The 22,514-nt window shown below is 41.9% G+C and carries 27 protein-coding genes, 1 pseudogene and 1 riboswitch; of the genes and pseudogenes, 13 read left to right on the top strand and 15 right to left on the bottom strand.

What is annotated here, in order from left to right; all coding sequences use genetic code 11:
* Nucleotides 1-9: 9 nt before the first annotated feature.
* From ilvN to ilvE, 5 genes and pseudogenes are all read right to left on the bottom strand, one after another.
* Nucleotides 10-531: an acetolactate synthase small subunit gene (gene ilvN / locus IEW76_RS09595; protein WP_188653241.1), complete on the bottom strand. Its 522-nt coding sequence runs from the start codon at nt 529-531 to the stop codon at nt 10-12.
* Entirely contained in the window at nt 528-2,264 is a 1,737-nt protein-coding gene (gene ilvB, locus IEW76_RS09590; protein WP_345241062.1) for a biosynthetic-type acetolactate synthase large subunit, read from the bottom strand. The genes ilvN and ilvB overlap by 4 nt, the downstream gene beginning before the upstream one ends.
* Before the next feature lie 407 nt (nt 2,265-2,671).
* The gene (locus IEW76_RS21080) at nt 2,672-2,815 is read right to left on the bottom strand and encodes a dihydroxy-acid dehydratase domain-containing protein (protein WP_188653237.1); all 144 of its coding nucleotides are present in this window, start codon (nt 2,813-2,815) and stop codon (nt 2,672-2,674) included.
* Nucleotides 2,803-3,012, bottom strand: a pseudogene (locus IEW76_RS09580) (dihydroxy-acid dehydratase domain-containing protein); the annotation flags it as partial. The pseudogene IEW76_RS09580 and the gene IEW76_RS21080, both read right to left, overlap by 13 nt.
* A 59-nt stretch (nt 3,013-3,071) precedes the next feature.
* On the bottom strand, nt 3,072-3,980 hold the full coding sequence (gene ilvE / locus IEW76_RS09575) for a branched-chain-amino-acid transaminase (protein WP_188653235.1): 909 nt from the start codon (nt 3,978-3,980) through the stop codon (nt 3,072-3,074).
* A gap of 567 nt (nt 3,981-4,547) precedes the next feature.
* Here ilvE and IEW76_RS20975 point away from each other — a divergent pair.
* On the top strand, nt 4,548-4,682 hold the full coding sequence (locus IEW76_RS20975) for a hypothetical protein (RefSeq protein WP_268235059.1): 135 nt from the start codon (nt 4,548-4,550) through the stop codon (nt 4,680-4,682).
* Between the two features lie 109 nt (nt 4,683-4,791).
* Nucleotides 4,792-5,919 (top strand): DEAD/DEAH box helicase, encoded by a 1,128-nt coding sequence (locus IEW76_RS09570; RefSeq protein ID WP_188653233.1) that lies wholly within the window; start codon nt 4,792-4,794, stop codon nt 5,917-5,919.
* 157 nt (nt 5,920-6,076) lie between these two features.
* Here IEW76_RS09570 and IEW76_RS09565 read toward each other — a convergent pair whose 3' ends face one another.
* Entirely contained in the window at nt 6,077-6,370 is a 294-nt protein-coding gene (locus IEW76_RS09565) for a 4a-hydroxytetrahydrobiopterin dehydratase (RefSeq protein ID WP_188653232.1), read from the bottom strand.
* 240 nt (nt 6,371-6,610) lie between these two features.
* On the opposite strand from IEW76_RS09565, the gene IEW76_RS09560 reads away from it, so the two are divergent.
* On the top strand, nt 6,611-6,862 hold the full coding sequence (locus tag IEW76_RS09560) for a hypothetical protein (RefSeq protein WP_188653230.1): 252 nt from the start codon (nt 6,611-6,613) through the stop codon (nt 6,860-6,862).
* 38 nt (nt 6,863-6,900) lie between these two features.
* Here the strand turns inward: IEW76_RS09560 and IEW76_RS09555 are convergent, their stop codons facing one another.
* From IEW76_RS09555 to IEW76_RS09535, 5 genes are all read right to left on the bottom strand, one after another.
* Nucleotides 6,901-7,548 carry a LysE family translocator gene (locus IEW76_RS09555; RefSeq protein WP_229721187.1) on the bottom strand — a complete coding sequence of 216 codons (648 nt, stop codon included), beginning with the start codon at nt 7,546-7,548 and terminating at the stop codon, nt 6,901-6,903.
* Nucleotides 7,549-7,619: 71 nt separating this feature from the next.
* Nucleotides 7,620-8,318, bottom strand: a complete 699-nt coding sequence (locus IEW76_RS09550) for a YqjF family protein (RefSeq protein WP_188653228.1) — start codon at nt 8,316-8,318, stop codon at nt 7,620-7,622.
* Between the two features lie 132 nt (nt 8,319-8,450).
* Complete coding sequence (locus tag IEW76_RS09545; protein ID WP_188653226.1) at nt 8,451-9,254, bottom strand: alpha/beta fold hydrolase; 804 nt, start codon at nt 9,252-9,254, stop codon at nt 8,451-8,453.
* A gap of 664 nt (nt 9,255-9,918) precedes the next feature.
* Nucleotides 9,919-10,296 carry an SET domain-containing protein gene (locus IEW76_RS09540; protein ID WP_188653224.1) on the bottom strand — a complete coding sequence of 126 codons (378 nt, stop codon included), beginning with the start codon at nt 10,294-10,296 and terminating at the stop codon, nt 9,919-9,921.
* A gap of 199 nt (nt 10,297-10,495) precedes the next feature.
* Nucleotides 10,496-11,116 carry an acetate uptake transporter gene (locus IEW76_RS09535; RefSeq protein ID WP_188653222.1) on the bottom strand — a complete coding sequence of 207 codons (621 nt, stop codon included), beginning with the start codon at nt 11,114-11,116 and terminating at the stop codon, nt 10,496-10,498.
* A gap of 493 nt (nt 11,117-11,609) precedes the next feature.
* On the opposite strand from IEW76_RS09535, the gene IEW76_RS09530 reads away from it, so the two are divergent.
* From IEW76_RS09530 to IEW76_RS09515, 4 genes are all read left to right on the top strand, one after another.
* Nucleotides 11,610-12,728 carry an endonuclease gene (locus IEW76_RS09530; RefSeq protein ID WP_188653220.1) on the top strand — a complete coding sequence of 373 codons (1,119 nt, stop codon included), beginning with the start codon at nt 11,610-11,612 and terminating at the stop codon, nt 12,726-12,728.
* Nucleotides 12,729-12,868: 140 nt separating this feature from the next.
* Nucleotides 12,869-12,972: riboswitch (purine riboswitch) on the top strand.
* 217 nt (nt 12,973-13,189) lie between these two features.
* Entirely contained in the window at nt 13,190-14,065 is an 876-nt protein-coding gene (locus IEW76_RS09525; RefSeq protein ID WP_188653218.1) for a 5'-methylthioadenosine/S-adenosylhomocysteine nucleosidase, read from the top strand.
* Nucleotides 14,066-14,768: 703 nt separating this feature from the next.
* Nucleotides 14,769-15,314 carry a TetR/AcrR family transcriptional regulator gene (locus tag IEW76_RS09520; protein WP_188653216.1) on the top strand — a complete coding sequence of 182 codons (546 nt, stop codon included), beginning with the start codon at nt 14,769-14,771 and terminating at the stop codon, nt 15,312-15,314.
* Nucleotides 15,315-15,479: 165 nt separating this feature from the next.
* Entirely contained in the window at nt 15,480-16,598 is a 1,119-nt protein-coding gene (locus IEW76_RS09515) for an MFS transporter (protein ID WP_188653214.1), read from the top strand.
* 540 nt (nt 16,599-17,138) lie between these two features.
* On the opposite strand, the gene IEW76_RS09510 is transcribed toward IEW76_RS09515, so the two are convergent.
* Complete coding sequence (locus IEW76_RS09510; RefSeq protein ID WP_229721186.1) at nt 17,139-17,381, bottom strand: YuzF family protein; 243 nt, start codon at nt 17,379-17,381, stop codon at nt 17,139-17,141.
* A gap of 175 nt (nt 17,382-17,556) precedes the next feature.
* Here IEW76_RS09510 and IEW76_RS09505 point away from each other — a divergent pair, with 175 nt between their 5' ends.
* Nucleotides 17,557-18,138 carry a cell wall hydrolase gene (locus IEW76_RS09505; protein ID WP_308422064.1) on the top strand — a complete coding sequence of 194 codons (582 nt, stop codon included), beginning with the start codon at nt 17,557-17,559 and terminating at the stop codon, nt 18,136-18,138.
* Nucleotides 18,139-18,261: 123 nt separating this feature from the next.
* Here the strand turns inward: IEW76_RS09505 and IEW76_RS09500 are convergent, their stop codons facing one another.
* Nucleotides 18,262-19,314, bottom strand: coding sequence for a M14 family metallopeptidase (locus tag IEW76_RS09500; RefSeq protein ID WP_188653211.1), 1,053 nt, complete (start codon nt 19,312-19,314; stop codon nt 18,262-18,264).
* A gap of 258 nt (nt 19,315-19,572) precedes the next feature.
* On the opposite strand from IEW76_RS09500, the gene IEW76_RS09495 reads away from it, so the two are divergent.
* Nucleotides 19,573-20,115 carry a histidine phosphatase family protein gene (locus IEW76_RS09495; protein ID WP_188653209.1) on the top strand — a complete coding sequence of 181 codons (543 nt, stop codon included), beginning with the start codon at nt 19,573-19,575 and terminating at the stop codon, nt 20,113-20,115.
* A gap of 2 nt (nt 20,116-20,117) precedes the next feature.
* A complete protein-coding gene (locus tag IEW76_RS09490) occupies nt 20,118-20,522 on the top strand; it encodes an NUDIX hydrolase (RefSeq protein ID WP_188653207.1) in 405 nt (134 codons plus the stop codon).
* Between the two features lie 38 nt (nt 20,523-20,560).
* Here IEW76_RS09490 and IEW76_RS09485 read toward each other — a convergent pair whose 3' ends face one another.
* Together IEW76_RS09485 and IEW76_RS09480 are read right to left on the bottom strand one after the other, a co-directional pair.
* Complete coding sequence (locus IEW76_RS09485) at nt 20,561-20,776, bottom strand: helix-turn-helix domain-containing protein (RefSeq protein ID WP_188653205.1); 216 nt, start codon at nt 20,774-20,776, stop codon at nt 20,561-20,563.
* 11 nt (nt 20,777-20,787) lie between these two features.
* Nucleotides 20,788-21,264, bottom strand: coding sequence for a DUF2975 domain-containing protein (locus IEW76_RS09480; protein WP_188653203.1), 477 nt, complete (start codon nt 21,262-21,264; stop codon nt 20,788-20,790).
* Between the two features lie 143 nt (nt 21,265-21,407).
* Between IEW76_RS09480 and IEW76_RS09475 the strand changes: the two genes are divergently transcribed.
* The 3 genes from IEW76_RS09475 to IEW76_RS09465 all read left to right on the top strand — a co-directional run bounded on the left by IEW76_RS09475 (nt 21,408) and on the right by IEW76_RS09465 (nt 22,435).
* On the top strand, nt 21,408-21,662 hold the full coding sequence (locus IEW76_RS09475) for a hypothetical protein (RefSeq protein WP_188653201.1): 255 nt from the start codon (nt 21,408-21,410) through the stop codon (nt 21,660-21,662).
* A 36-nt stretch (nt 21,663-21,698) separates the two neighbouring features.
* Nucleotides 21,699-22,058, top strand: coding sequence for a hypothetical protein (locus tag IEW76_RS09470; RefSeq protein WP_188653199.1), 360 nt, complete (start codon nt 21,699-21,701; stop codon nt 22,056-22,058).
* A gap of 128 nt (nt 22,059-22,186) precedes the next feature.
* Complete coding sequence (locus tag IEW76_RS09465; RefSeq protein WP_188653198.1) at nt 22,187-22,435, top strand: hypothetical protein; 249 nt, start codon at nt 22,187-22,189, stop codon at nt 22,433-22,435.
* Nucleotides 22,436-22,514 lie beyond the last annotated feature (79 nt).

Below are 22,514 nucleotides of genomic sequence, written 5' to 3'. Positions count from 1 at the left end.
CTAGTCCCTTTACTGTAATAGGGATTGTGGGGTGAACTCAGTGACTTGTGGCTGTTGTCCTCGTAAGAAGGCAGTGAGCCCTGTTCGCGCTAACTCCTTAACACCATAAGGGCGGAGGAGATCAATAAGCGCTTCGACTTTCTCTGATTTTCCAGTGACCTGAACCGTCATACTCTCTTTACTGACATCAATGACGTTGGCCCGGAAAGGCTCAATAATCGTCTGGATTTCGTTGCGGTTTTGAATGTTGCTGCCCACTTTAATAAGGGCCAGTTCCCGCGCTACGATCGCTTTATCGGTAATGTCTGATACCTTTAAAACATCGACTTGTTTATTAAGCTGCTTAGTTAATTGTTCAAGCTTTTGGTTATCTTCGACCTCTACGACGAAGGTCATTTTGGAAATGCCTTCTGTTTCCGTTCTGCCAACAGAAATGCTTTCGATATTGAATTGGCGTTTGTGCAAGAGGCCAGTAACACGGTTTAATACGCCGCTTCGGTTTTGCACGGTTGCCGTAATAATCCGTTTCATCGTTTCACCCCAATCATTTCGTGTAGCCCTTTGCCTGGGGCGATCATTGGATAGACATTTTCTTGTTGAAGGACGCGGCAATCAAGAAGAACCGGCCCATCGTAGTCAAACACATCCGGCAAGATTTGAGAAAGTTCGTCTTGTGACTGAACAAGTTCCCCGCGAATGCCGTAACTCTCTGCAAGCTTTACAAAATCTGGTTGTGTTTGAAGAAGGGATTCTGAGAATCGCTCGTCGTAAAATTTCTCCTGCCACTGGCGAACCATGCCAAGTGCGCCGTTGTTGACGATCACAATTTTGACAGGTAGTTTTTTCTCTTTTAAGACAGACAGTTCTTGTAGTGTCATTTGGAAACCACCGTCTCCAACGATTGCGACTACTGGCTCGTCAGGGGAGGCAATTTGGGCACCGATGGCAGCAGGGAAGCCAAAGCCCATTGTGCCAAGCCCACCTGATGTGACCCAGCGGTTCGGTTTATTAAAGGAATAATACTGAGCAGCCCACATTTGGTGCTGGCCTACGTCTGTAGTCACAATTGCGTTTCCGTCTGTAACCCTGTGAAGAGCTGAGATAAGCCATTGTGGCACCATTTCTTGTTCAGGGTTATCGAACCAAAGAGGGAAGTTCGCTTTGTTCCCGGATACTTCTTTCAACCAGTCTCCATGGTTTTTCATATCAACGTCCATATTCTCGATTTCTGTGAGCGCCTTCTTGGCGTCTGCAACAATAGGGATGTGCGTCTGTACATTTTTACCGATTTCAGCAGGATCGATATCAACATGAGCAACAGTTGCTTTAGGTGCAAAGTGCTTAAGGTTTCCAGTTAAACGATCATCGAAGCGAGCACCGATATTAATAAGCAGATCACAATCATAAAGAGCCATGTTTGCAGCATAGGTTCCGTGCATGCCGGCCATTCCAAGGCTTAATTCATTCTCGCCAGGGAAGCTGCCAAGCCCTAGTAGCGTTGTTGTTACAGGAAGTGCGTGCTTTTCAGCAAAGTTTTTCAACTCTTGTGATGCACCTGCATGAATAACGCCTGCACCTGCAAGAATGACAGGCTTTTTGGCTTGTGATAGAGCTTCTTTCAACTTCGTTAGCTGAAGAGGATTAGGCTTTACCGTCGGCTGATACCCTTGCAGGAAGAAGGTAGTATCATAGGATTCCTCTGCAATGCTTGAGGAGATATCTTTTGGAATATCTACAACGACAGGACCAGGCCGGCCAGTAGAAGCAATATGGAACGCTTCTTTCACAATGCGAGGCAGGTCGCTTAAGGATTGAACTTGGTAATTGTGTTTCGTGATCGGTGTTGTGAGCCCCATTACGTCAGCTTCTTGGAAAGCATCTGTTCCAATAACGTTGCTAGCCACCTGGCCTGTGAAAACGACGAGTGGGAGAGAATCCATCATCGCATCAGCAATTCCGGTAATTAAATTTGTAGCTCCTGGTCCGGAGGTTGCAATCACAACGCCAGGTTTGCCTGAAACGCGGGCGTAGCCTTCCGCTGCATGAATGGAACCTTGTTCATGGCGGGAGAGGATGTGATCAAATGCGTCTCCTGCCCGATAAATGGCATCATAAATGGGTAAAACGGCTCCTCCTGGATACCCAAATAACGTATCAACACCAACTTGCTGAAGTGTGTCAACGAGAAGGTCTGCTCCTGTTTTAGGAGCTTTTGTGTGCGACGCAGCGGGTTGCTGCGCTTGATGTTTTGCTTCTACCTTCACCTGTAATCCCTCCATTTCATTCGAATTTGTTTAGTAAGAGCTAGCTTAAAGCTAGTCATTCCTTGATTTTTTTCATAATAAAAACCACCTCACCCCATATAAACTCCACGTGTTGTGAAGAGTTAGGGGCGAAATGGTTATTTTCGCGGTACCACCCTGATTTCGCAGCATGTTGCTCACTGCCTTATGAGACGGAGGCACAAAGGTGTGCTTCGTCTCTTTCGATAACAGGTGCTCATTGTACACCTGACTTGAGCCTACTAAACAAAGTCGTTCAGCCAAGCACTCAGGGAGGATGTCAGAGTAAGGTGTATTTCCGGGCTTCCAGCAACCCCGGCTCTCTGTAAATACAGGTTCTTACTCCTTTATTCCCGTCGTAGATTTGTCGATATCCACTTTTTATACTTTCATGACGCCGCCTGTATTTGCGGACGTAACGAGCTTCTGGTATTTAGCAAAAGTTTAATCGTTCTTGCTTCTAGGTCGATCTGAATTGGGACACCGTCAGCGACTAAGCCGATCGGGCCACCTTCAGCAGCTTCTGGTGACACAGTTCACGGATAATGGCGCTGAGGCCACCTGCATTGTGAACGTCTTGCATAGAGTAATCGGATGCTGGGCTAATCTTGGCTAAATAAGGCGTTTTCTCGGCTATGCTATTTACTCGACTCAAATCATACTCAATGCCTGCTGCGTGAGCGATGGCTAATGTGTGAAGGACCGTATCTGTGGAACCTCCCATGGCGAGCGGTGGGGAGCGCGGTCGATTCCAACTTTGATCATATCACTTCTCATAATTCGTTCCACCTAACTAACAGCAACATCCTTTTTATTCTCTGGGTAACACTGAACACCGTCACGTACCACAAGGTCGCGGAATAACTGGAGTAATTCGTTCGTCACTTCACCAGGCAACCCATTCCCAATTTGTCGTTTGTCGACGTCAACAACAGCAATTACCTCAGCAGCTGTTCCTGTTAAGAAGACCTCATCAGCCACATATACATCGTGGCGTGTGAAAGGTTCTTGTTTCAGTTCATATCCATGTTCCTCAGCAAGGTCGATAATCGCATTTCGCGTTACGCCTTCTAATGCTCCGAGGTAAACAGGAGGGGTATAGATCGTGCCGTTTTTCACGATAAAGATGTTATCGGCAGATCCTTCTGTTACGTACCCTTGATCGTTTAACATAAGAGCTTCGTCTACACCGGCTTGGTTCGCTTCTAATTTCACTAGGATATTATTTAAGTAATTCAATGATTTTACTTGTGGACTTAGTACGTCTGGGCGATTGCGTCTTGAAGCAACGGATCCAAGGCGTAAACCTCGTTCATATAATTCCTTAGGGAAAAGCGCGAGTGCTTCTGCGATGACAACAACGCGTGGTGTAGGGCAGCTTGCTGGATCTAAGCCAAGGTTGCCAGGTCCGCGTGATACAACAACTCTGATGTATGCATCAGACAATTCATTTTGTCGGATTGTATCCACAATGACTTGCTTAAATTCCTCCTTTTCGTATGGTAATTCAAGCAAGATTGACTTCGCGGAGTCATAAAGGCGGTTTACGTGTTCGTCTAGTTTGAAGATATTGCCGCTATAAGCTCTAATCCCTTCGAACACCCCGTCTCCATATAAAAATCCATGGTCGTAGACTGAAACAACCGCCTCTTCTTTCTTAACAAATTGGCCGTTTAGGAAAATCCATTGACTGCTCATACTTACACTCCTTCCCTTTAATGTATTAATGCTTAAACTCAGTAAAGTATGATCGGTAAAAATGTAGCCCGATTGCTTCATCTAAATTTTTAACTTGAAACAAGGGGCAACTGGTTCATGAATCATTTGGAAAAAGCTCATTTGCTTTTCTATGAATGATTTAAATTATGGATAATCATAAGCCGTATTGAAGGCAAGGTCAACAGCTATTTCTTAACTTTTCTGACAGTTGTGATAAATCAGTCAATTAGAAAACGCTTACATCCTTGAGAGCGTTGAGATTGGGAAAAACGAGAAGAAATGGAGAAAATAAAGAAAAAAAGTATGGTGGTTTAAAGGCTTCTTTGATGAGGTTAATTCTTGGTTTGAGAGGAGTAGAAACGAGTGTGAAAGTAAAGGTTTTATTCATTTTTTTCTAATTTTATTTAGTCATTGAGCGAGGATTGTCTAAAGGTGCGGAGGGGTGACGAAAGAGTGCGAGGGATTGACTAAAGAGGGTCTGAAGTTACGAAAAGGAGCAGGGGAATTACTAAAAGGAGGTCTGAAGTTACGAAAAGAGGAGTCCGAGTGACTAAAGAACGGTGCGAAGATACGAAAGAAAGTAGAGGAATGACTAAAAGAGGGTGTGGAGTTACGATAGAGGAACTAGCAGGGACGAAAAATGTTAATAACGACTCTTTTAATAGCAGATATGCATTTTAAATAACTTATTTATACTTCTTCTTCATAAAAAATGTAGATAGCCCTGCCTTGTAACGGCTATAATAGAACAAGTAACCGTAAGAGCGGTAGATTAGAAAGGATTTGTATAATGGAACAACAATCACCATTTTTTGAAAGCTTAAAACCTTTCATTCAGGAAGCATGGAATAAAGCAGGGTTCGATCAACCGACTGCAGTTCAGAACGAAACAGCTCCAATTATTGTGGAAGGTGGAGACGTTATTGCAGAAGCTCCAACAGGGGGTGGGAAGACATTAGCGTATCTCTTGCCTGTACTACAAAAAATTGATCCAGAAGCGAAGCAGGCGCAGGTGTTGATCTTAGCATCTTCTCATGAACTTGTGATGCAGATTTTCGACGAAGTCAGGAAGTGGACAGAAGGAAGCGGCATTAGAAGCGCGTCCCTAATCGGGGGAGCGAATGTGAAACGTCAGCTTGAGAAATTGAAAAAGAAACCTCACGTAATCGTGGGAACACCGGGGCGTGTGAATGACTTAATCGAGAAGAAGAAGCTAAAAATGCATGAAGTGAAGACGATCGTTCTTGATGAGGGAGATCAGTTGCTTGTGCCAGAACATATGAAAACGGTCCAAAGCATTGTCAAAACAACACTCAAAGAACGTCAACTTCTAGTCTTCTCAGCTACACTTTCTGAAGTTGCGGTGGAAGATGCACGAAGCATGATGAAAGATCCGGAAGTGTTGAAAGTAGAAGATAAGGAATCAGAACAGCCTGATGTAGATCATTACTATATTGTGAGCGAAGGCCGCAAGAAAGCCGATACGCTTCGTAAACTTGTTTATTTAAAAGAATTTAAAGGGCTTGCGTTTATGCGCGATATTGGCAATTTAACTGTATTTGCTGAAAAGCTCGACTACCGTGGCATTGATGTTGGTACACTTCACGGAGAGACGAAAAAGCAAAATCGTGCGCAAGTATTAAAGAAATTTCAACGTAACGAGTTCAGACTAGTCATGGCAACAGATGTCGCCGCACGCGGGATTGATATGCCTGATATTAATCATATTATCAACGTTGATCTTCCACGGGCAACGGAATACACTCACAGAGCAGGACGGACGGGGAGACTCGGTTCTTCATCTGGTACGGTTATTACAATCGTTACCCCTGACGAAGAGAAACAAATGAAAAAGTTAGCCAAAGACCTAAACCTAACGATTAAGAAAACAGAAATCTACAAAGGTCAACTTAAATAAACAAGAACCGCATGCTCCGATGAGCATGCGGTTCTTTATTGTGTTAAAGCGTGCCAGACACGCGCTAGCGCTTTAGAGCAATGAAGCGTGCCAGACACCCATTAGTGCTTTAATGCTATAAAGGGTGTCTGGGTCCAGCTTTTGCTTTAAAACATGTCTAGTCTTCTAGGTTTGTGTAGGCTTCGTCGTAGCGCTGGGCTAGATCGAAATCTCTTGCTGACAATCCTTTTACGTCATGGGAAGTTAACGATACAGTTACTTTACCGTAGTCGACACCAATGTGTGGATGGTGGTCTTTTTCTTCTGCAATTGCGCCTAATTTATTCACAAATTGGATGCCATCTAAGTATTCACTAAACGTAAAGGTACGTTCGATTGAACCCTTATTTCGTTCCCATTCTGGTACGTCTCGTAAAGAGTGTTGAATTTCTTCTTCTGTATATGCTGCCATTATTCATCACCTGCTTTTGTATATTTATAAAATCATGTATGGCTCCTGCTTAGAGAGGAAGCTCTTTAGTTTTTTTACCTTTTTAGTCTTTCCTTTAAACATCTGTTCATGTTATCATCTCATCCTTTGGGAAATCTCTCACCCAAAATCCATTTATGCATATTATTAAGATTATCTTGCTGTGATATGGGTAACGATAAGAACAAGAGTTATTTTTTCAGGAGAGGTGAAACAGAAACAATGAGGCTTTTTATACAAGAAGACATTAAAGCCGACAACGGGCATTACGAAATTTATTTGACGATTAACAAGCAACAACTGCTTAAGTACATTGATGATGAAATGACAGCTTTTATAAAGAAACAAGCCATTGACCATATACAAGCCAAATACGACCACGTACCGATCCGGGTTGTTCGAATTATGATTGGATCGATGCTTTACTTTTCTTTTGCCGTAAATCAAAAGAAACAATTAAGTCCACTCACGTAAAAAAGAGGCGTCTCCTTACTATATAGGAGGCGCCTTTTTTATAGTGCTTTTAGAACTAAAAGAAAACACTGATACCCGAAATATACCCCAAATCCCATCAGCACACAGCTTGCTATGATGCAAATCATCTTCATAGCGACTGCGTTCATTAAGGTGCGACCAAAATGAACGGTCAACGCAAGGTTTGCGTTCCAAAGACCGATTCCTACAAAAACCAAACTACTCGTAAAAAAGGCGTAAAGGTGATTTTCCTGCTGTAAACTGGAGCTTAAAACAGAGCCATAAATGCTAATCCAAAATAATAAATTCATCGGGTTCGTCCCAGCGATCGTCATGCCTGTTGCATAGGATCTCCAACCTACGCTTGGGAGATTTCGTTGGTCGTTTTCATCATGCTCTTCAGGTTCAAAGCTCGTAAAAAAGTTAGCCCATCCTGAGTGAAGGAGAATGAAACATCCGAGTCCCATCAGGGCGATCTTCACCCATATAAATCCTAAGACTTGCGATAGTCCAAAATACATCGCCCCCATGAGGATCAAGTCTGAAGACATGCCTCCAAGCCCAACTAAAAAGGCAGGCCAGAATCCATAAAGTAACCCTCTTTTCACGATTTCGATGTTAATAGGTCCAACAGGTGCAGCAATGGATAAACCAAGTACGATTGAACTAATCATCATAGGAAACATAATCTAACCCTCTCCAAATAGCTTGTCTATAACTAGTAAATGAGAGGGGAGGGGGAGTTTAGAACATCATTTTAATCATAGCGTTCAAATGGGAAGATACTTGTATGAAGGGTTTTCGAAAAATACACGACAGGTTTCTGGTCAAATACATAAGAGGGGAGAAAGTCTGTTAACCCATTCATGGGTATCTCAACCTCTCCTTTTTGTAGCTGCCAGTTTTGATGAAAAATCGGGCCTTTGTATATGCGTTTTCCTCGTTTTACAAAGAGCGCATAACGTTCTGTGAGCCAGTACATCAATGATCCTGGTTGAGCTCTAAGTACTGGTGACAGTGGACGATACCTTGCGTGAAAATGGGCTTTCGTTAAGCCAATATGCGTTCTACGGCTTAAAAAGTGATAGGTGTCTTTTTGTTGATGTAAAGACATCCTGGCTGTCACATAATTCAAACCAAAAAGATACCTTGCGATACTGACACCCGTAAGATGATTCGCATCTAATGTATAAAAATAAACACCTGGTTCTCCTTTGTATTTAACGTATGTCCTGACGTTTAGTTCAAGTAACTGACTAAAGCCTGGAACGACAGGCAGCCCACGAAGTTGAATATTTGCCATTTGAAACGGTACAATTGCGATCCATGCCCAGCCCTCGTATGTATCTATATCAAAGCAACTTGGAACGTGGGGCCTTAGGTCACTCACTTTAACAGGCCAATGGATAAATACTAAGTCATTCCATTCTTGTTTCATAATCCACGGTTTTCTCATGCTAAAACACCTCCTCATTCTTCTTTTGTTTACCCCGAGGGACGTTCGAACATACATGAAAAAGTGCTTTAGGATGGGATAGAAAAAAGGACTAATCACTGCGGGAGTGATTAGTCCTTGGAATACGTCAACCTATTTCAAAAGCTTCAATAATTCTTCATTACATTTCTCGCGTTCATCATAAATTAGGCCGTGACCACTAATTTCAAAGGAAACAAATGTAGAGTCCTTAATCTCTTCGTGCAAAATTTCTGAGAAAGCATAGTCACAAATGTTGTCATCTTCTCCGTGCATAATTAGTGTGGGCACGTTAATGTACTCTAGTACATGGCGTAAGTCTTCATCGCGTAGGGATTTTGCCGTCTCGATTGTCGCATGTCCACTTGCCTCTAATCCTAAATGGAAAAACCATTCATTGAATGGAGCTGATGTAGCTTTATGGAAGAAGTTCACACCAAAGTCTTTCAGTGCGTTTGGACGATCGTGTTGGAAAGCGTTAATGAGACCATCCACTTCCTCTTGAGCCATACCGTGCTGGAAACCATCGCGGCTTGTAAAGCTCGGTGCAGCGGCTCCGATTAAAATAAGTTGTGCGAGTTCATCGTTCGCATGCTTCGTAGCGTACTGAATACTAATCGGTCCACCCATTGAAAAGCCTGCTAGGAAGAAATTCTTGAGATCTAATGATTCCACAACGACTTTAATATCATGAGCGAGTGTATCATAATCATACCCGAATGCGGGCTTATCTGATTGTCCAAACCCGCGTAGATCAATACCGATAAAACGGTACCCTTTCTGAGGAAGTTCATTCATTTGATACTCGAACATCTTATGATTTAAAGGCCAGCCATGAATAAAGACAATGGGCTGTCCTTCTCCTATATCTTCCACAAAAAGCTTAACCCCAGGTTCTACTTCAATAAAATGAGACATCCTAACACTCCTTATAAGTACATAGATAGTGCACGTATTCCCTCATAATGGAAGGATAAACCCGCTGAGAAACCGATTATTGTTCCACATACTCCTTATGTAGGAGACTAGAAGCTCAGGCGCTAGATATAGAACAGGGACGTTACCAAGGTTGAGCGGTAGGGGAACGACTCGCTTTCCGCGGGCGGTCCCACGCGATGTGGGGTCGTTCGAGGTTGTCACAGGACGTGACGGTTTTAGTCGAACTTCCTCGCCCCTCGTTCGCTGGCATTCTCTATGTGGTCTTGTACACCTCTTTCTCCAACAGGAATCTACCCGTTCCTCAGCTACCATTGACTATAGTTATGCGAAGGACTAAGGGCGGTGGAACTTGCTACATTGCCGGACATGGCATGTTTTCCGTTACTCCACATGTGGCAAAGGTGATTCGGGAAATTGCGAGACTCCTGCGGCAGTAGGAGCCTAGGGAAGACCCCGGAAAGCGCGTAGCGGTTGAGGAGGCTTTCCAGCTCGCCTCGGAAAGCGAGTAATTTCCCGAATCACCTTACGCTTAACCAAAGCAAACGGAAACATTTTCTCAGATTTTGAGCCCTCATGATTGCTGGCTCTTTCACAAAGTATTAGAAATAAAAAATACGCCCCATTAAGGGACGTATTTTAAAGATTATTCTTTATCGAACCATAGAAGTTCTTGGTCATCAACGAAACCGTTATAGTTAATGAGGATTTCCTCACCAGCTTTAATATCCGTATATGCGTAAAACTCAAACGTATCATTATCAAAGTTAATCACGTAATTTGAATTTGGTTGATACGAGTGGTTAAAGAGCATGCCGTACCCTAGAAGAAGGGCTGTGTGATTCTCGCCATATTCAAAAGCATAATCAGCAAGTAGTGTTTTCTCAATATGCTCATGGTCCTCGTTTGGATAAGGAATGACTGGGGCTTCATGGATCAGCTCACGTTTTTGGATATCACGCGTAGCGAAAACTCCTCTGTTATACTCTCCATCTGAGAGACTTGATGTTTTAATTTCTATCATGTGTATCACCACGCATTCTATAAACTATACCTAGTCTGACACGTCTCACCCAAAAAAACAACCCACCCTTTAGTGGGGTAAAAGAGTAAAGCGTGCCAGACACCCTTCATTGCTGTAATGCATTGCAGGGTGTCTGGCACGCTTCATTACGTTAAAGCCCTGAACGGTAACCGTTCAGGGCTTTAGGTGATTCTTAATTTTAGTCTTTGAAGATGCCAAATGGCTTTCCTACAGGTAGGGTTACGCGGCCAAAGTGGGTATTGAGTACACTTGCAGCGGAGCCGTAGAAGCTTAAGAGCGCGATGCAGAATTCTGCAATAGCGGCTAATAAGTGCATAGCGTGTGGCATAATTCCTAAAGTGGAGAGCGATAATCCAATAAATAAGAAATCAATAAAGACAAAGATAGAGAATAATACTTTATGGGTTTCCATAGCACCGACTGTCATGAATAGGCTAAAGATTAAGTATCCGATGTAGGCAATACCTAATTGATTAGGGTCTACAGCTGCCGCGGCTGCTTCGCCAAATACGCCGAAGTCGATTAACCACGATGTTCCAACGCCGAGCCAGAACAACCCGAACGCCCCAAAGGCGGTTGTACCAAATGTATTATTGTGTTTTGAATCCAGCATACTTGCGATAAGCTGCGCAATTCCTCCTAAGAAAATAGCCCAAGGCAAGACAAAGGATACACCGTCTGTCCATCCTAATTTAGCTGAAGACGCCACAAGCGTCACCATCGCAAGACCAAATAGCCCAATCGCAGATGGATCTGCTGTTGCTAGTTGAACACGTTGAGTCGATTGTTGTTCATTCATGATGATACCTCCTATTAAACATACTTAGCTAATTTACATAAAAATGAGCGAGCATGCAATAGGAATTGTTATGTAAGCGTGATTTTCATTAAAAAGAACGAAGAAAAATCCAATAGGCGAGAAATTGATTGCTTCATGGTAGCCGATTTTATTTTAAAGAGTTTAAAATAAATGGAAGAAAGTAAAGTGATATGAATAGGAGGTATATGGAAATGGATCAATCTGAAAATATAGAAGGCGTTTACTTTGGAGACATGCTTATTCAGTTTGGTGTTTTTATAATCGTCATAGCCATTTTAACTTATCTAATAATAAGAAAGTTAAAATCGTGATAACGGATTACATTCAATACATACGTTCTCTTACGTAAATACGGAAATTTTGTTGAGCCTCTATTATAGAAAACTGTGTTTACTCAAAAGAGAAGGAAATCATGTGTGAAGCACGAAACTGTTCATAAAAATAAGACTGTCCTCCAAGGGAGTGTCAACGCATGAGGAAATCGATAATTTGCCTAATCAGCCTGTTGCTCTTGTTAGGTGGGTGTGATTCAGGAGTTAAGTCCTTTCTTGAGGTAGGGGAGGGGATAGGGACTCCGAACGGAACAAAAGTTACGGTAGAAGGTTATATCGTCGGAGTACCAACAGCGATTGATTACGTGGAGCAGAGTAACTTCTCAAGTGACTACGCCTTAGCACTAGCTGATGATCCAAGTGAGACTGATGTCTCGAACATGCTCTTCGTTAAACTTGATTCTGACTACCGAAGTGAATTTGGTCTCCAAACCAATCCTGATAAGTTCGGAGAAATCATACGTGTAGATGGTACGCGTGATGATTACTTTAATCATGAAGGTGTGGAATCCGTTACATCGATCACCTTAGAAACGGATTCTGGAGATGATGGTGATTCGGGTGATGGCGGGGAAACGATCGGTGACTATTACCGATCGGCTGAAGGACTAACAGGAAGCAACCTGAAAGAAGAACTTCACACGATAATAGATGATCATGCGGAATTATCATATGATCAGGTATGGGATGCACTCCGTCACACAGATGAGGATCCAACGAACTCAAATAATGTACTGCTTTTATACACTGGTGATTCCATTTCAAAATATGAAAACGGTGGTCTTGTTGATGAGTGGAACCGTGAGCACGTTTGGGCTAAATCCCACGGTGACTTCGGTACTTCTATGGGAGCAGGGACAGATATTCATCACCTTAGACCAACAGATGTCTCTGTCAATTCAACAAGAGGAAATTTGGATTTTGACAACGGAGGAAATCTCCATTCAGAAGCACCAGACACCTATTATGATTCAGATTCATGGGAACCTCGTGACGAGGTGAAAGGTGACGTAGCTCGGATGATCTTTTATATGGCCGTACGCTATGAAGGAGATAGTGGTGAATTGGATTTAGAGATTGCAGATAGCGTAGGCACAAGTGGACCGTACTTAGGAAAGCTATCGACGTTAAAAGAATGGCATGAGAGTGACCCGGTTGATTCCTTTGAACGAAATAGAAATGAAATCATTTTTACAGACTATCAAGGAAATCGGAATCCATTTATTGATCACCCTGAATACGTAGATCAGATTTGGTAGACCACTTATTTAAAATCTCTTTCCCGTTTTGGGAGAGAGATTTTTTAGCGTTAAAAATACGAACGATAATTGATTGTAAATAAAAAACATTCGTGTTTTTGTTGAAATGGTTGTATGCATCTGTTACAGTTGCTTTGTAACAACCTAAAAATTATATCACTCGTATATTCTCAGTAATAAGGTCTGAGCGTTTCTACCTGGTTCCCATTGAAAGAACTAGACTACGAGTTGAAGTATAGACATGTACGGCTTCTTCTTTTTTAGTTGCCGTTCAAAGGGAATGCTATATGTACGTCTGTATAGTTTTCTCATACTTTAACTTGCTGGTCTGGAAGGTAGAATGATTCTACATATTCCAGGCCTTTTTTAATGGAGGTTTTTAATTCAGTAGATCGAGTTACAGGAGGATCGGTGAATGATTTAAGGGACAACAAGAGAACTCAAAAGAGGAGCGATTACAGATGAAGCAAAATCTATTCACAAAGCAAGTAGCCATCATTGCAGCATTATTTCTTATTCTACTAGCAGGATGTAGTTCAAAAGCAGAGTCACAAACAACAGAGGAAGAAACGGCTCAACCGATCCTTGTTCAAGGACCAATGCCTATTGAAGCTGAAAATTTTGCTGAGAAATTATCAGATGTGGAAGAAGAAACGTCAGGAACGTTTGTATTTTATAAAGGAACGCTCGATGGATATCCTGTCATCGTTGCCAAGACAGGTAAGGGAATGGAAAATACAGCAGCTGCAACAGCCGTTGCAATCGAACGCTACAATCCAGCAGCAATCATCAACCAGGGTACTTCTGGAGGACATGATCCGAATTTAAATGTATTTGATATTGTATTAGGTGAAAAAACCACCAACATCGGATCTCTTAAAACGGGAGACCGCGCGGATGGTGAAGGGATTGAGCCAACGAACTGGATCCCGATGGACTTAATGGCCTCTGAAGGAAGTGCTGGTGAAGACCCGAATGCGGAGAAAGCGCGATTCTATGAAGGGGACGAAGAACTTCTTGAAGCAGCGAAGGCGGTTAAGGACGTGCATACAGAAGGAAAAGTTGTCGAAGGTACAATCGGATCAGCGGATGTATGGAATAACGAAGTCGACCGCATTCAATGGTTCCATGAAAACTACGGAACGTCTGTTGAAGAAATGGAAGGCGCAGCAGGAGCACAAATTGCAAAAGCCTACGATGTCCCATTCCTAGGTATACGCATTCTTTCCAACAACAAGACAAACGGCGGTCAGTATAACCCTGAGACAGCTAGCTCTAACCAGGAATATGTGTTTGAAGTTGTAAAAGAATATATCTCTTCTAACTTAGAGAAGTAACCTTGTTATACACATGCAGTCCCATGACTGCATGTGTATTTATTTATGTCTCTGTTAATGTGTATAGTTGATTTTTATTTGTTCCACATAAGCCCCCTTATATGGAAAATCGAAGCTGAGACACTTTTGTGTGGATAGGGCCGTTACATTTGTTTAGTATTTGGGGTGTCTGGGGAACGACTCGCTTTCCGCGGGCGAGCTGTCGAGCCTCCTCCTTCACTTTGTTCAGTCCGGGGTCTCGTCGACCTCTTTCTCCCGCAGGAGTCTCCCCGTTCCCCAGACACCCATGCTGTAGTTTTCAGAACGGCCCCTGCATCTTGAGAGTGGTGAGAGCTGATATGTTTCCTCATATGGCATGTTTCTGTAACACCATATATAGCAGAGGTGGTTGGGGAAATTGCGAGACTCCTGCGGCAGTTGGAGCCTAGGGGAGACCCCGGAGGGAGCGAATGCGACTGAGGAGGCTCCCCAGCTCGCCGCGGAAAGCGAGTGATTTCCCCAACCGCCTTATTCTCAAATAACGCAAACGGAAACATTCTCTCATTTTCGAGTCTTCAATAATCCTGCCGAATCTTGAACAGTTCTATTATAAAATTGAAATGTAACAAAGTCTTATTTTTTTAAAATTTATCTTTGACTTAGCAAACCTACCGTGCTAATTTTAAAGTAGAATGAACGTTCTATCTAAACTGGAGGTTTGCCATTGAGTAAGAAGAGGGAACAACTCTTAAACGTAGCTGAACAATTATTTTACGATTACGGATTTCACGGTGTTGGTCTGAAACAGATTATACAAGAGGCCAATGTCGCTACCATGACGCTTTATAATCACTTCTCATCAAAGGACAAGTTAGTCGAGGAGTCCATAAGACACCGTGAGGAGCGGTATTGGGCGTATATGGGTACGGTTGACCAACATACAGATATACCCTTTGTTACATTAGCTGAACAGCACGGACGATTTTTGAGTGACGTATCTCCTCAAGGTTGTATGTTTCTAAGAGCAATTGAAGTATATGCAGAGACCAATCCTGAGATCGCTCAAATTGCACGTGATCATAAAGCGAAGCTACTCCGATTTTTTGAAGAACTTGGGGAGAGCATAGGAATCAAGGAACATAAGGATTTCTCTTATCAATTCCTGTTGATTTTAGAAGGTGCAACCTCGATGACACAGATAACAGATTCGGAGCAAGCAACCGCACACGCCATAACCATGACAAAACGATTACTAGAGACCTATCACTAAAAACGGCATCCGAACTTTGGGTACCGTTTTTCGTATAAGCTCATAAACCAATAGGAACAAAAGCGTGACTGCGACGATCTGCTTGCCCAACCGGTGAGCGTATCTTTTTTTACACAAAGTAGAAAGAACGTTCTATCTAAATTTCATGAAAAGGTGGAATGGATAATGAAATTTACGAAACTCGTTTTTCCTGGCGTAACGATGATCGCGGTCACGTACGGACTAGCCCGTTATAGCTATGGCTTATTGCTTCCAAACATTCATGCCACCTTCGGCATGTCAGATCTAGTATCTGGTATTATATCTTCTCTATTTTATCTCGCATATTGTTTTACAATTCTCTATTCGACAGTAAAGACGTCGAGGAAAGGTCCACGACAAATGATCTTACTTGCGGGTTCGTTTGCTTTGTTTGGTTTACTTATTATTAGTGGGGCCAGATCGGAGTGGACACTTGCGCTCGGGGTTTTGTTGGCAGGGGGCAGTACGGGGCTCGTATCTCCACCTTATGGGGCAGCCATTTCCTTATGGATTAAGGAGCCTTTACAAGGTAAAGCCAACACATGGATTAACTCCGGAACGAGTATTGGAATTGTGGTAACAGGAATGGCTGCGATTCTGCTGACGCCCCATTGGCGCATGACCTATTTAATCTATGCGGCCATAGCGTTAATCGTATTAATCTGGAACTACAAAATTATTCCAAAAGAAGAATCGTCGCTTCGATTTGAACAAGGACGCTTGTCGCTTAGTGCTTTAAAAGGGAGTCCTTCTATTGTAATAGGATCAATCTTAATGGGGGCTTCTAGCGCTTGCTTTTGGACGTTCTCGCGTTCTTATATTGAAGTTTCAGGTGATTATACCAATCTAGAACTCTCTCTATTTTGGATCGTCATCGGTCTTTTTGGCACATTGAGTGGCCTTGGGGGTGCCGTTATTGAGAAGATTGGTTTACAAGCGACCTATACCATATTTGGCGTCATGATGGGGGTTGCTCCTATTTTGCTTGCTGTGGCTCCTGGAAATCTATTCTTAGCTTATACAGCAGCGGCTTTATTCGGTATTGCAAACTTGTTTATGTGTGGATTGCTTATTGTTTGGGGTATTCGCGTTTTCTCTTCAAACGCTTCCCTTGGTATAGGGGTTCCATTCTTAATGCTATCGATCGGCCAAGTGATGGGTTCCATTCTTGCTGGTGGATTAGTAGGCGGTATAGGATATGCGTTAACATTTGGGGTATATGGTATTGTTTCAATTGTGGCTTCTTTCTTACGCACGGCATAACTCGGGTGGGACGCTCTCTATGTATAGGGAGCGTCTTTAGTCATGTGTTCTACGAAGTAGTTCTATAAAAGTTTTATTTTGACCTTTATTGAACATGAGAAAAATAGGTACTGAATCGGTATAGTATAACGTTTTGTTTGCTATAGTGAGGGATAGGTGGTCTTGGGAAAACGCTCGCTTTCCTGCGGACGAACTCCAGAGCTTCCTCAGTCGTTTCACTCCCTGCGGGATCTCTGAAGCCCGTCTTTCCGCGGGAGTCTCGCATTTTCCCAAGACCACCTCCGTTGTTATAGAGTAAACAAAAACGTCGCCATATTAATAATGGATCGGTCTCACCGCAGGGAATCGAGTTTTTGCCAAGTCTGTCTTAGTCTTCATACTGTAACGTTCACTTCCGCATTTCAAGGTCTCAAATTGTAGTAATTAAGATTAGCGGGCTAAACTTGAACTGAACAGCGTACTCAAAAAAGCTTTAAACTCGTAGTTCGAGGTGTCTGTGGGGGATTGCAATACGGTGATTTTCTACTATATACTCTGCAGTTATAAAGGCATAATCGAGACAATTTGTTGAATGCGTATGAAAAATGTTGAATCTCCGATCTGAAGTACAATATGATCAGGCTGTACTTCTGTTAAGGTTCCTCTTGTCGTATCTTTTGTTGTTTCGATGATTAATTCATTTCCCACTACGGATTGAAGGCGCTGAATGACAAATGGGTCAACTAATGTCTGGTATTGTGGGTCCATCCACCCTTCACGCCAGCCTGTGTGTTGATAATACATTCGATTTCCTCCTTAGGCCAATGTCCATATACACTATGCAACTTGTGGGCGATGGGTTCCCATCCTTGCTATCTTCGGCTATCTCTTCCAGTAGTGGCAACAATTAATAGTGAAAATGAGTTCACTCATGTGTTACCTTAATATCAGAAAACAGCAACTTGGAGGTCGATGCAACGTGTTAAAGAAATTAGGAATGATTGCAACTATTACTTGTTCAATTTTCGCTTTTTCATTTCCAGGCCAAAGTGAAGCTCATGCCAATACTCATACCGTCCAAAAGGGCGAATCTATATATAAAATCGCTACGAAATATGGATTATCTTATAAACAACTTCAGGAGATGAATGATAAGGGTGAATCTACTATTCATCCAGGAGATCAGTTGAAGCTTCCTGTCGTTCCTAACAATTATGAAAGAGATTTATTGAGTCGTCTTGTTGAAGCGGAGGCTAAGGGTGAGAGCTATGCGGGGAAAGTAGCTGTGGCTACGGTAGTCTTAAACCGTGTTGAAAGTGATCTTTTCCCTAATTCCATTCATGGCGTTATTCATGACGGGATCCAGTTTTCTCCTGTGTTAAATGGAACGATTAAAGAGGCAGCTAGCGCTGAATCGAAGCGTGCTGTTCAAGAAGCTCTTGATTATCAAGGATATGACAATGACTCTCTCTTTTTCTATAACCCTGATAAAGCACAAAGTGACTATTTAAGTCAAAAAGAAGTGACAACGGTTATTGGTGACCACGTATTTATGAAATAATAGATAAATAGAGCAAGCACTCCATGATGAGTGCTTGCTTTTTTATTGGAAGGGGAAAGATGACAATTCGAGTGAGAGAAAGTAAAACGAGCCCTTATTCATAAGGGCTCGTCTTGATAGGGGTTATTCGCCAGAATAGTTGCTTTCAGGTAGTGTGTCCCAAAAGGAAGCGTCAGCGGATTCTAATGTATCATCAGCTAAAGCCTCCAAAGTAGATTTCATGGCTACAACAGCTTGTTGAATCAAGTATCCGTTACTCTTCTGGCCTAATACGTAATCTTCACGGTAATGATCAGCCATGCCTCTCATCTCAAATAATAAAGTGGAAATTCCGTATTCAGCAGCCAGCCCATTTCGGCTAATTGTTTGGGCAGTTCCACCAGGGTACTTCGATAGTAACCCATATCCTTTGGAATCAACAGCGTTGTAAACGACCGCACCTAGTTTCTTAGATTGCTCTCTAACTTCCTCATCTACTTCAGAATTCGTTGGATAAAGGATTGAACCTGATACAAGCTCACCTGTGTCACCAAGGGTTGTTTGTGTACCTTGATGGTGAAGGTCAATCATATAGTCTGGACTATATTTTTGCAAAACGTTTTCATGTAATGCTTTCGTTTCTGGTTGTTCACGGTCAACATGATCGCGGTTTAAATCTACCCCATTTGCATTGTATCTTGTATGCGTACCTGAAACGTAATCATCTAATGAGAAGTTAACGTCTCCTTCAGCACCGTCAACATTTAGCCTTGGGGCTACAAGAATATTCACGTTTTCTATGATATGTTTCACTTCCTTACTGTTGTTTGTTAAGTATTTGATCAGTTGAAGTGCTCCCTCAGTGGTTAAGGTTTCATTCCCATGTTGTTGTGTAAGGAAGAGGATCGTTGGATTATCTTCATTCATACCAAACTTCGCAAGATACAAATCTCGCTCTTTGACAGATTGTCCAAATACCTCTAATTCTAGTGCTTCTGATTTTTGATCAAGTTTTTGAAGAAGGTCAGACATTTCTTCATATGAATGCAGACGCTCATTTTTAATGGTTTCGTTCCCGTTGTAGTTCGGTCCGTTTGGTCCGTTTTCTCCTGCAATAATGGTGCTGGTGTTAGCGAAAGCACCTGTTGAAGTTATTAAAGCTCCTGCTAAAGTAAGTGTCACTAATTGTCGTTTCATTTCTCATTCCTCCTTTAATTCTGTACGCGTTCACTTCTTCTTGTTCTGGATCATTTCCTTTCAGAAATTTGCGAATTCGTTCATATTCACTAGCAGAATGAATGAAAAGTCTTGGTTATAAATGGAGCAATTAACAGAATATCCTTCTTTCGGTTGGAGTAAAAGGAACTACATTTTTTGTCAGAAAAAGTATGTTTGTGGAGGTAATCGTATGGAAGAGTAGAAGTATGTAGTAGGAAATTCGGGAGGTGCAGTGACGTGAATAAAGAAGTTTATATCATCCGACATTGTAAAGCTGAAGGGCAAGAGCCAGGAGCTTCGCTAACAAAAGAAGGGATGGCCCATGCGGAGAAGTTACGGGTGTTTTTCCAAGGTAAAGAAGTTGATCGAATTGTGACTAGCCCCTATAAACGAGCGATTCAGTCAATCCAACCTCTTGGGCTAGAGAAAGGTGTCGCCATTGAAGAGGAGATAAGACTTGAAGAACGACGGTTAAGTAGTGAGCCTCTCACAGACTGGTTAGAAAAGTTAGAACGTACCTACTATGACATGGAGCTTGCCTATGAAGGAGGCGAAACTAGTCGTATAGCATCGGAACGGGCTATGTCTGTTTTAGAAGAAGTGCTTCATGGAGAAGGAGAAATAATTATTCTTGTCACACATGGGAACTTGATGTCGCTAATATTAGGAGAATTCGATCAAAGCTTTGGGTTTGAAGAGTGGAAAAGATTGAGTAACCCAGATGTGTATCGGATTAAACCTTTTAGAAGAACAGTAGAACGAATGTGGATGGAGGATTAGACATGCATAAATGGAAGGGAGCATCCGGAGTATGTGTGAATGAAAATAATGAATTGCTGATGGTGTTGCAAGGTAAGCCAGAAGAAGTGAAGAAATGGACTGCACCCTCAGGAGGCGTGGAAGAAGGAGAAACATATGACGAATGTTGTTTGAGAGAATTTAATGAAGAAACTGGAAATAAGGCTGAAATTATTGAAAAAGTAAACGTAAAAAAAGGACGTAATGAGAACCATCAGATAGATTATGAAGTTCATTATTTTAAGGTGAAAGTAATTGGGGGTACCCGAAAACTTCAGGACCCTGATCAGTTAATCCATGCCATTGAATGGAAGACCAAGGAAGAACTGGCTATTCTCCCACTAGCCTTTAAAGAGGATCAAGAATTCTTGCTAAAGATGATTACATAGGTTAGAAAGAGCCACTCGTATAGCGAGTGGCTCTTGTTTTATTCCGCTTCATCTTCTTGGTACTCCAAAATGTCACCAGGCTGACAATCAAGTGCTTTACAAATCGCATCAAGCGTTGTTACGCGTATAGCCTTGGCCTTCCCGTTCTTTAAAATGGACATATTCGCCATTGTGATTCCGACCCGTTCAGAGAGTTCCGTTACACTCATCTTTCGCTTCGCTAGCATCACATCGATGTTAATAATAATCGCCATGTCATTTCACCTCAAACTGTTAGGTCGTTTTCTGATTTTATATCTACAGCACTTTGTAGCAATTCTTGTAAGACGGTGGAGAAGACAGAAATAATGAGGCAGGCAAAGATTATGGCAAGCCACATCAAGATAATTCCAGGTTGTAGAGCGCTTTGAGTGATGAGTATAACCATTCCTACAATATACATTCCTAAAATAATTAGGGCATCGTATTTAATCTTCCGAAGTAATTCAACAGCTCGCTTTGAGAAAGCTGTTTTCTCTTCAATTAGTTGTAAAAGTTGATATGCCTGATAAAGAGCCATTAAAAAGGGAACAACCGTTAAATTTATCCCTACTAATACAGGATACTGCAAATGGCTGAACTCCGGATAAGATTGTGCTGCATATGAAGCTAACCGGGGAAGAGCGAATAAACTTAAAGAAACTACAATGATTCCAAACAAGATAAGGGACACTTTTAAAAATACTGTCGTTCCTCGTTTCATAATGCACCTCGTTTTATGTATGATGTCCTCATTATAATATTTAGTTTATTGATTTACAATAAATAAGTATCAAATTATAATAAAGAAAAGGGTTGAAATAAAGTGGTTGGATAAAGGTATATAAGTAAAAAGGTGGTGCTGCTATGGTAAGGGTTGCTGTGTTGCTTATTTTGTTACATATCGCTTATTTTATTGGCTGGATAATGGATTCGATCATCTTTCATACCGCGTGGGGTATTGTGAGTTGGTCACTTTCAATCGTAGCGGGATTTATTGTTCAGCAAAGGATAGGAACAGAAATTAAAATAGGTTTGCTTTTACGTGGATCGAATTTCTTTATGGTGTTCTTAGTAGTGGCAACCATCTTTATCTATGGAGCTGTTACGTCGATGCCATAGCTTTTGAAATGCAAATAGAGGAAGGAGTGTCTTCACTTGAGCCTCTCGATTTTGTTCCTTATAATACTCATTGTGATTTCTATATTTATTTTTAATATGCTTTTAGAGACGATTCAAGAAAGAGGATTTGGACATTTCCCGATGAAGTTGACGCTGTTAGTCTGTTGTTTTTTAGGGGTACATTGGGTTTTATTCTTTATAAATAGATACCCATACCTCCCTGAACAAGTAGCTGAGGATTTTATTCTTCCGATCAGTTTTACTTTAGGTATACTCGGGAACCTAAGTGCTATTCGAGAAGTGAATCACAATCGGTTTGTGGCTATTGGGCTTAGTTGCTTTTCGACGCTCAGTATTTTATTTACATACTTTATTCATGGGATCTCTAAGATGTAGCTTATATTACGACTAAGCTTGAGGAAAGACAGAATAAGGATTCTTCATAAACGAACGAGAATGGACATTCGTGACGAAAATGGGTAAAATAACGGAAGTAACCAAGAGAAGAAATGAGGAAATTTATCATGAAGGATCGTAATTTTCTGTATATGATTGGTGGCGTTGCCATCGTTTCGTGGGTACTTTATTTTGTAGCTTACTACTCTCATTACAAGACGCATTATATCGTTGAAGGATTGATATTTAGTGCTGCAGCAACTATTCTTTACTTCGTACTAGTGGCAAGCTTCTTTAAGGGAAGCGGTGGAAGGAAAGTAACGGGGACTATTCTTGGACTTGTAGCGGCTACCTTTGTTGTCGTAATTGCTTTATAAAAGGTGAAAGCCCTATTGGCTTTCACCTTTTGCTTTAAGCGTAAAGAATGGGGAATCCATTGAAACCTGATATAGTAAA

Source organism: Pontibacillus salipaludis (genome assembly GCF_014642405.1).
Lineage (GTDB): Bacteria > Bacillota > Bacilli > Bacillales > BH030062 > Pontibacillus > Pontibacillus salipaludis.
The sequence above is the reverse complement of the archived record's forward strand: the minus strand, read 5'-3'. Positions and strand labels throughout refer to the sequence as shown.

Bases quoted from the DNA above. Each gene is read 5' to 3' on its own strand.
- ilvN (WP_188653241.1), bottom strand. From the start codon at position 531: ATGAAACGGATTATTACGGCAACCGTGCAAAACCGAAGCGGCGTATTA.
- ilvE (WP_188653235.1), bottom strand. From the start codon at position 3,980: ATGAGCAGTCAATGGATTTTCCTAAACGGCCAATTTGTTAAGAAAGAA.
- IEW76_RS09570 (WP_188653233.1), top strand. From the start codon at position 4,792: ATGGAACAACAATCACCATTTTTTGAAAGCTTAAAACCTTTCATTCAG.
- IEW76_RS09565 (WP_188653232.1), bottom strand. From the start codon at position 6,370: ATGGCAGCATATACAGAAGAAGAAATTCAACACTCTTTACGAGACGTA.
- IEW76_RS09560 (WP_188653230.1), top strand. From the start codon at position 6,611: ATGAGGCTTTTTATACAAGAAGACATTAAAGCCGACAACGGGCATTAC.
- IEW76_RS09555 (WP_229721187.1), bottom strand. From the start codon at position 7,548: ATGTTTCCTATGATGATTAGTTCAATCGTACTTGGTTTATCCATTGCT.
- IEW76_RS09550 (WP_188653228.1), bottom strand. From the start codon at position 8,318: ATGAGAAAACCGTGGATTATGAAACAAGAATGGAATGACTTAGTATTT.
- IEW76_RS09545 (WP_188653226.1), bottom strand. From the start codon at position 9,254: ATGTCTCATTTTATTGAAGTAGAACCTGGGGTTAAGCTTTTTGTGGAA.
- IEW76_RS09540 (WP_188653224.1), bottom strand. From the start codon at position 10,296: ATGATAGAAATTAAAACATCAAGTCTCTCAGATGGAGAGTATAACAGA.
- IEW76_RS09535 (WP_188653222.1), bottom strand. From the start codon at position 11,116: ATGAATGAACAACAATCGACTCAACGTGTTCAACTAGCAACAGCAGAT.
- IEW76_RS09530 (WP_188653220.1), top strand. From the start codon at position 11,610: ATGAGGAAATCGATAATTTGCCTAATCAGCCTGTTGCTCTTGTTAGGT.
- IEW76_RS09525 (WP_188653218.1), top strand. From the start codon at position 13,190: ATGAAGCAAAATCTATTCACAAAGCAAGTAGCCATCATTGCAGCATTA.
- IEW76_RS09515 (WP_188653214.1), top strand. From the start codon at position 15,480: ATGAAATTTACGAAACTCGTTTTTCCTGGCGTAACGATGATCGCGGTC.
- IEW76_RS09510 (WP_229721186.1), bottom strand. From the start codon at position 17,381: ATGTATTATCAACACACAGGCTGGCGTGAAGGGTGGATGGACCCACAA.
- IEW76_RS09500 (WP_188653211.1), bottom strand. From the start codon at position 19,314: ATGAAACGACAATTAGTGACACTTACTTTAGCAGGAGCTTTAATAACT.
- IEW76_RS09490 (WP_188653207.1), top strand. From the start codon at position 20,118: ATGCATAAATGGAAGGGAGCATCCGGAGTATGTGTGAATGAAAATAAT.
- IEW76_RS09485 (WP_188653205.1), bottom strand. From the start codon at position 20,776: ATGGCGATTATTATTAACATCGATGTGATGCTAGCGAAGCGAAAGATG.
- IEW76_RS09480 (WP_188653203.1), bottom strand. From the start codon at position 21,264: ATGAAACGAGGAACGACAGTATTTTTAAAAGTGTCCCTTATCTTGTTT.
- IEW76_RS09475 (WP_188653201.1), top strand. From the start codon at position 21,408: ATGGTAAGGGTTGCTGTGTTGCTTATTTTGTTACATATCGCTTATTTT.
- IEW76_RS09465 (WP_188653198.1), top strand. From the start codon at position 22,187: ATGAAGGATCGTAATTTTCTGTATATGATTGGTGGCGTTGCCATCGTT.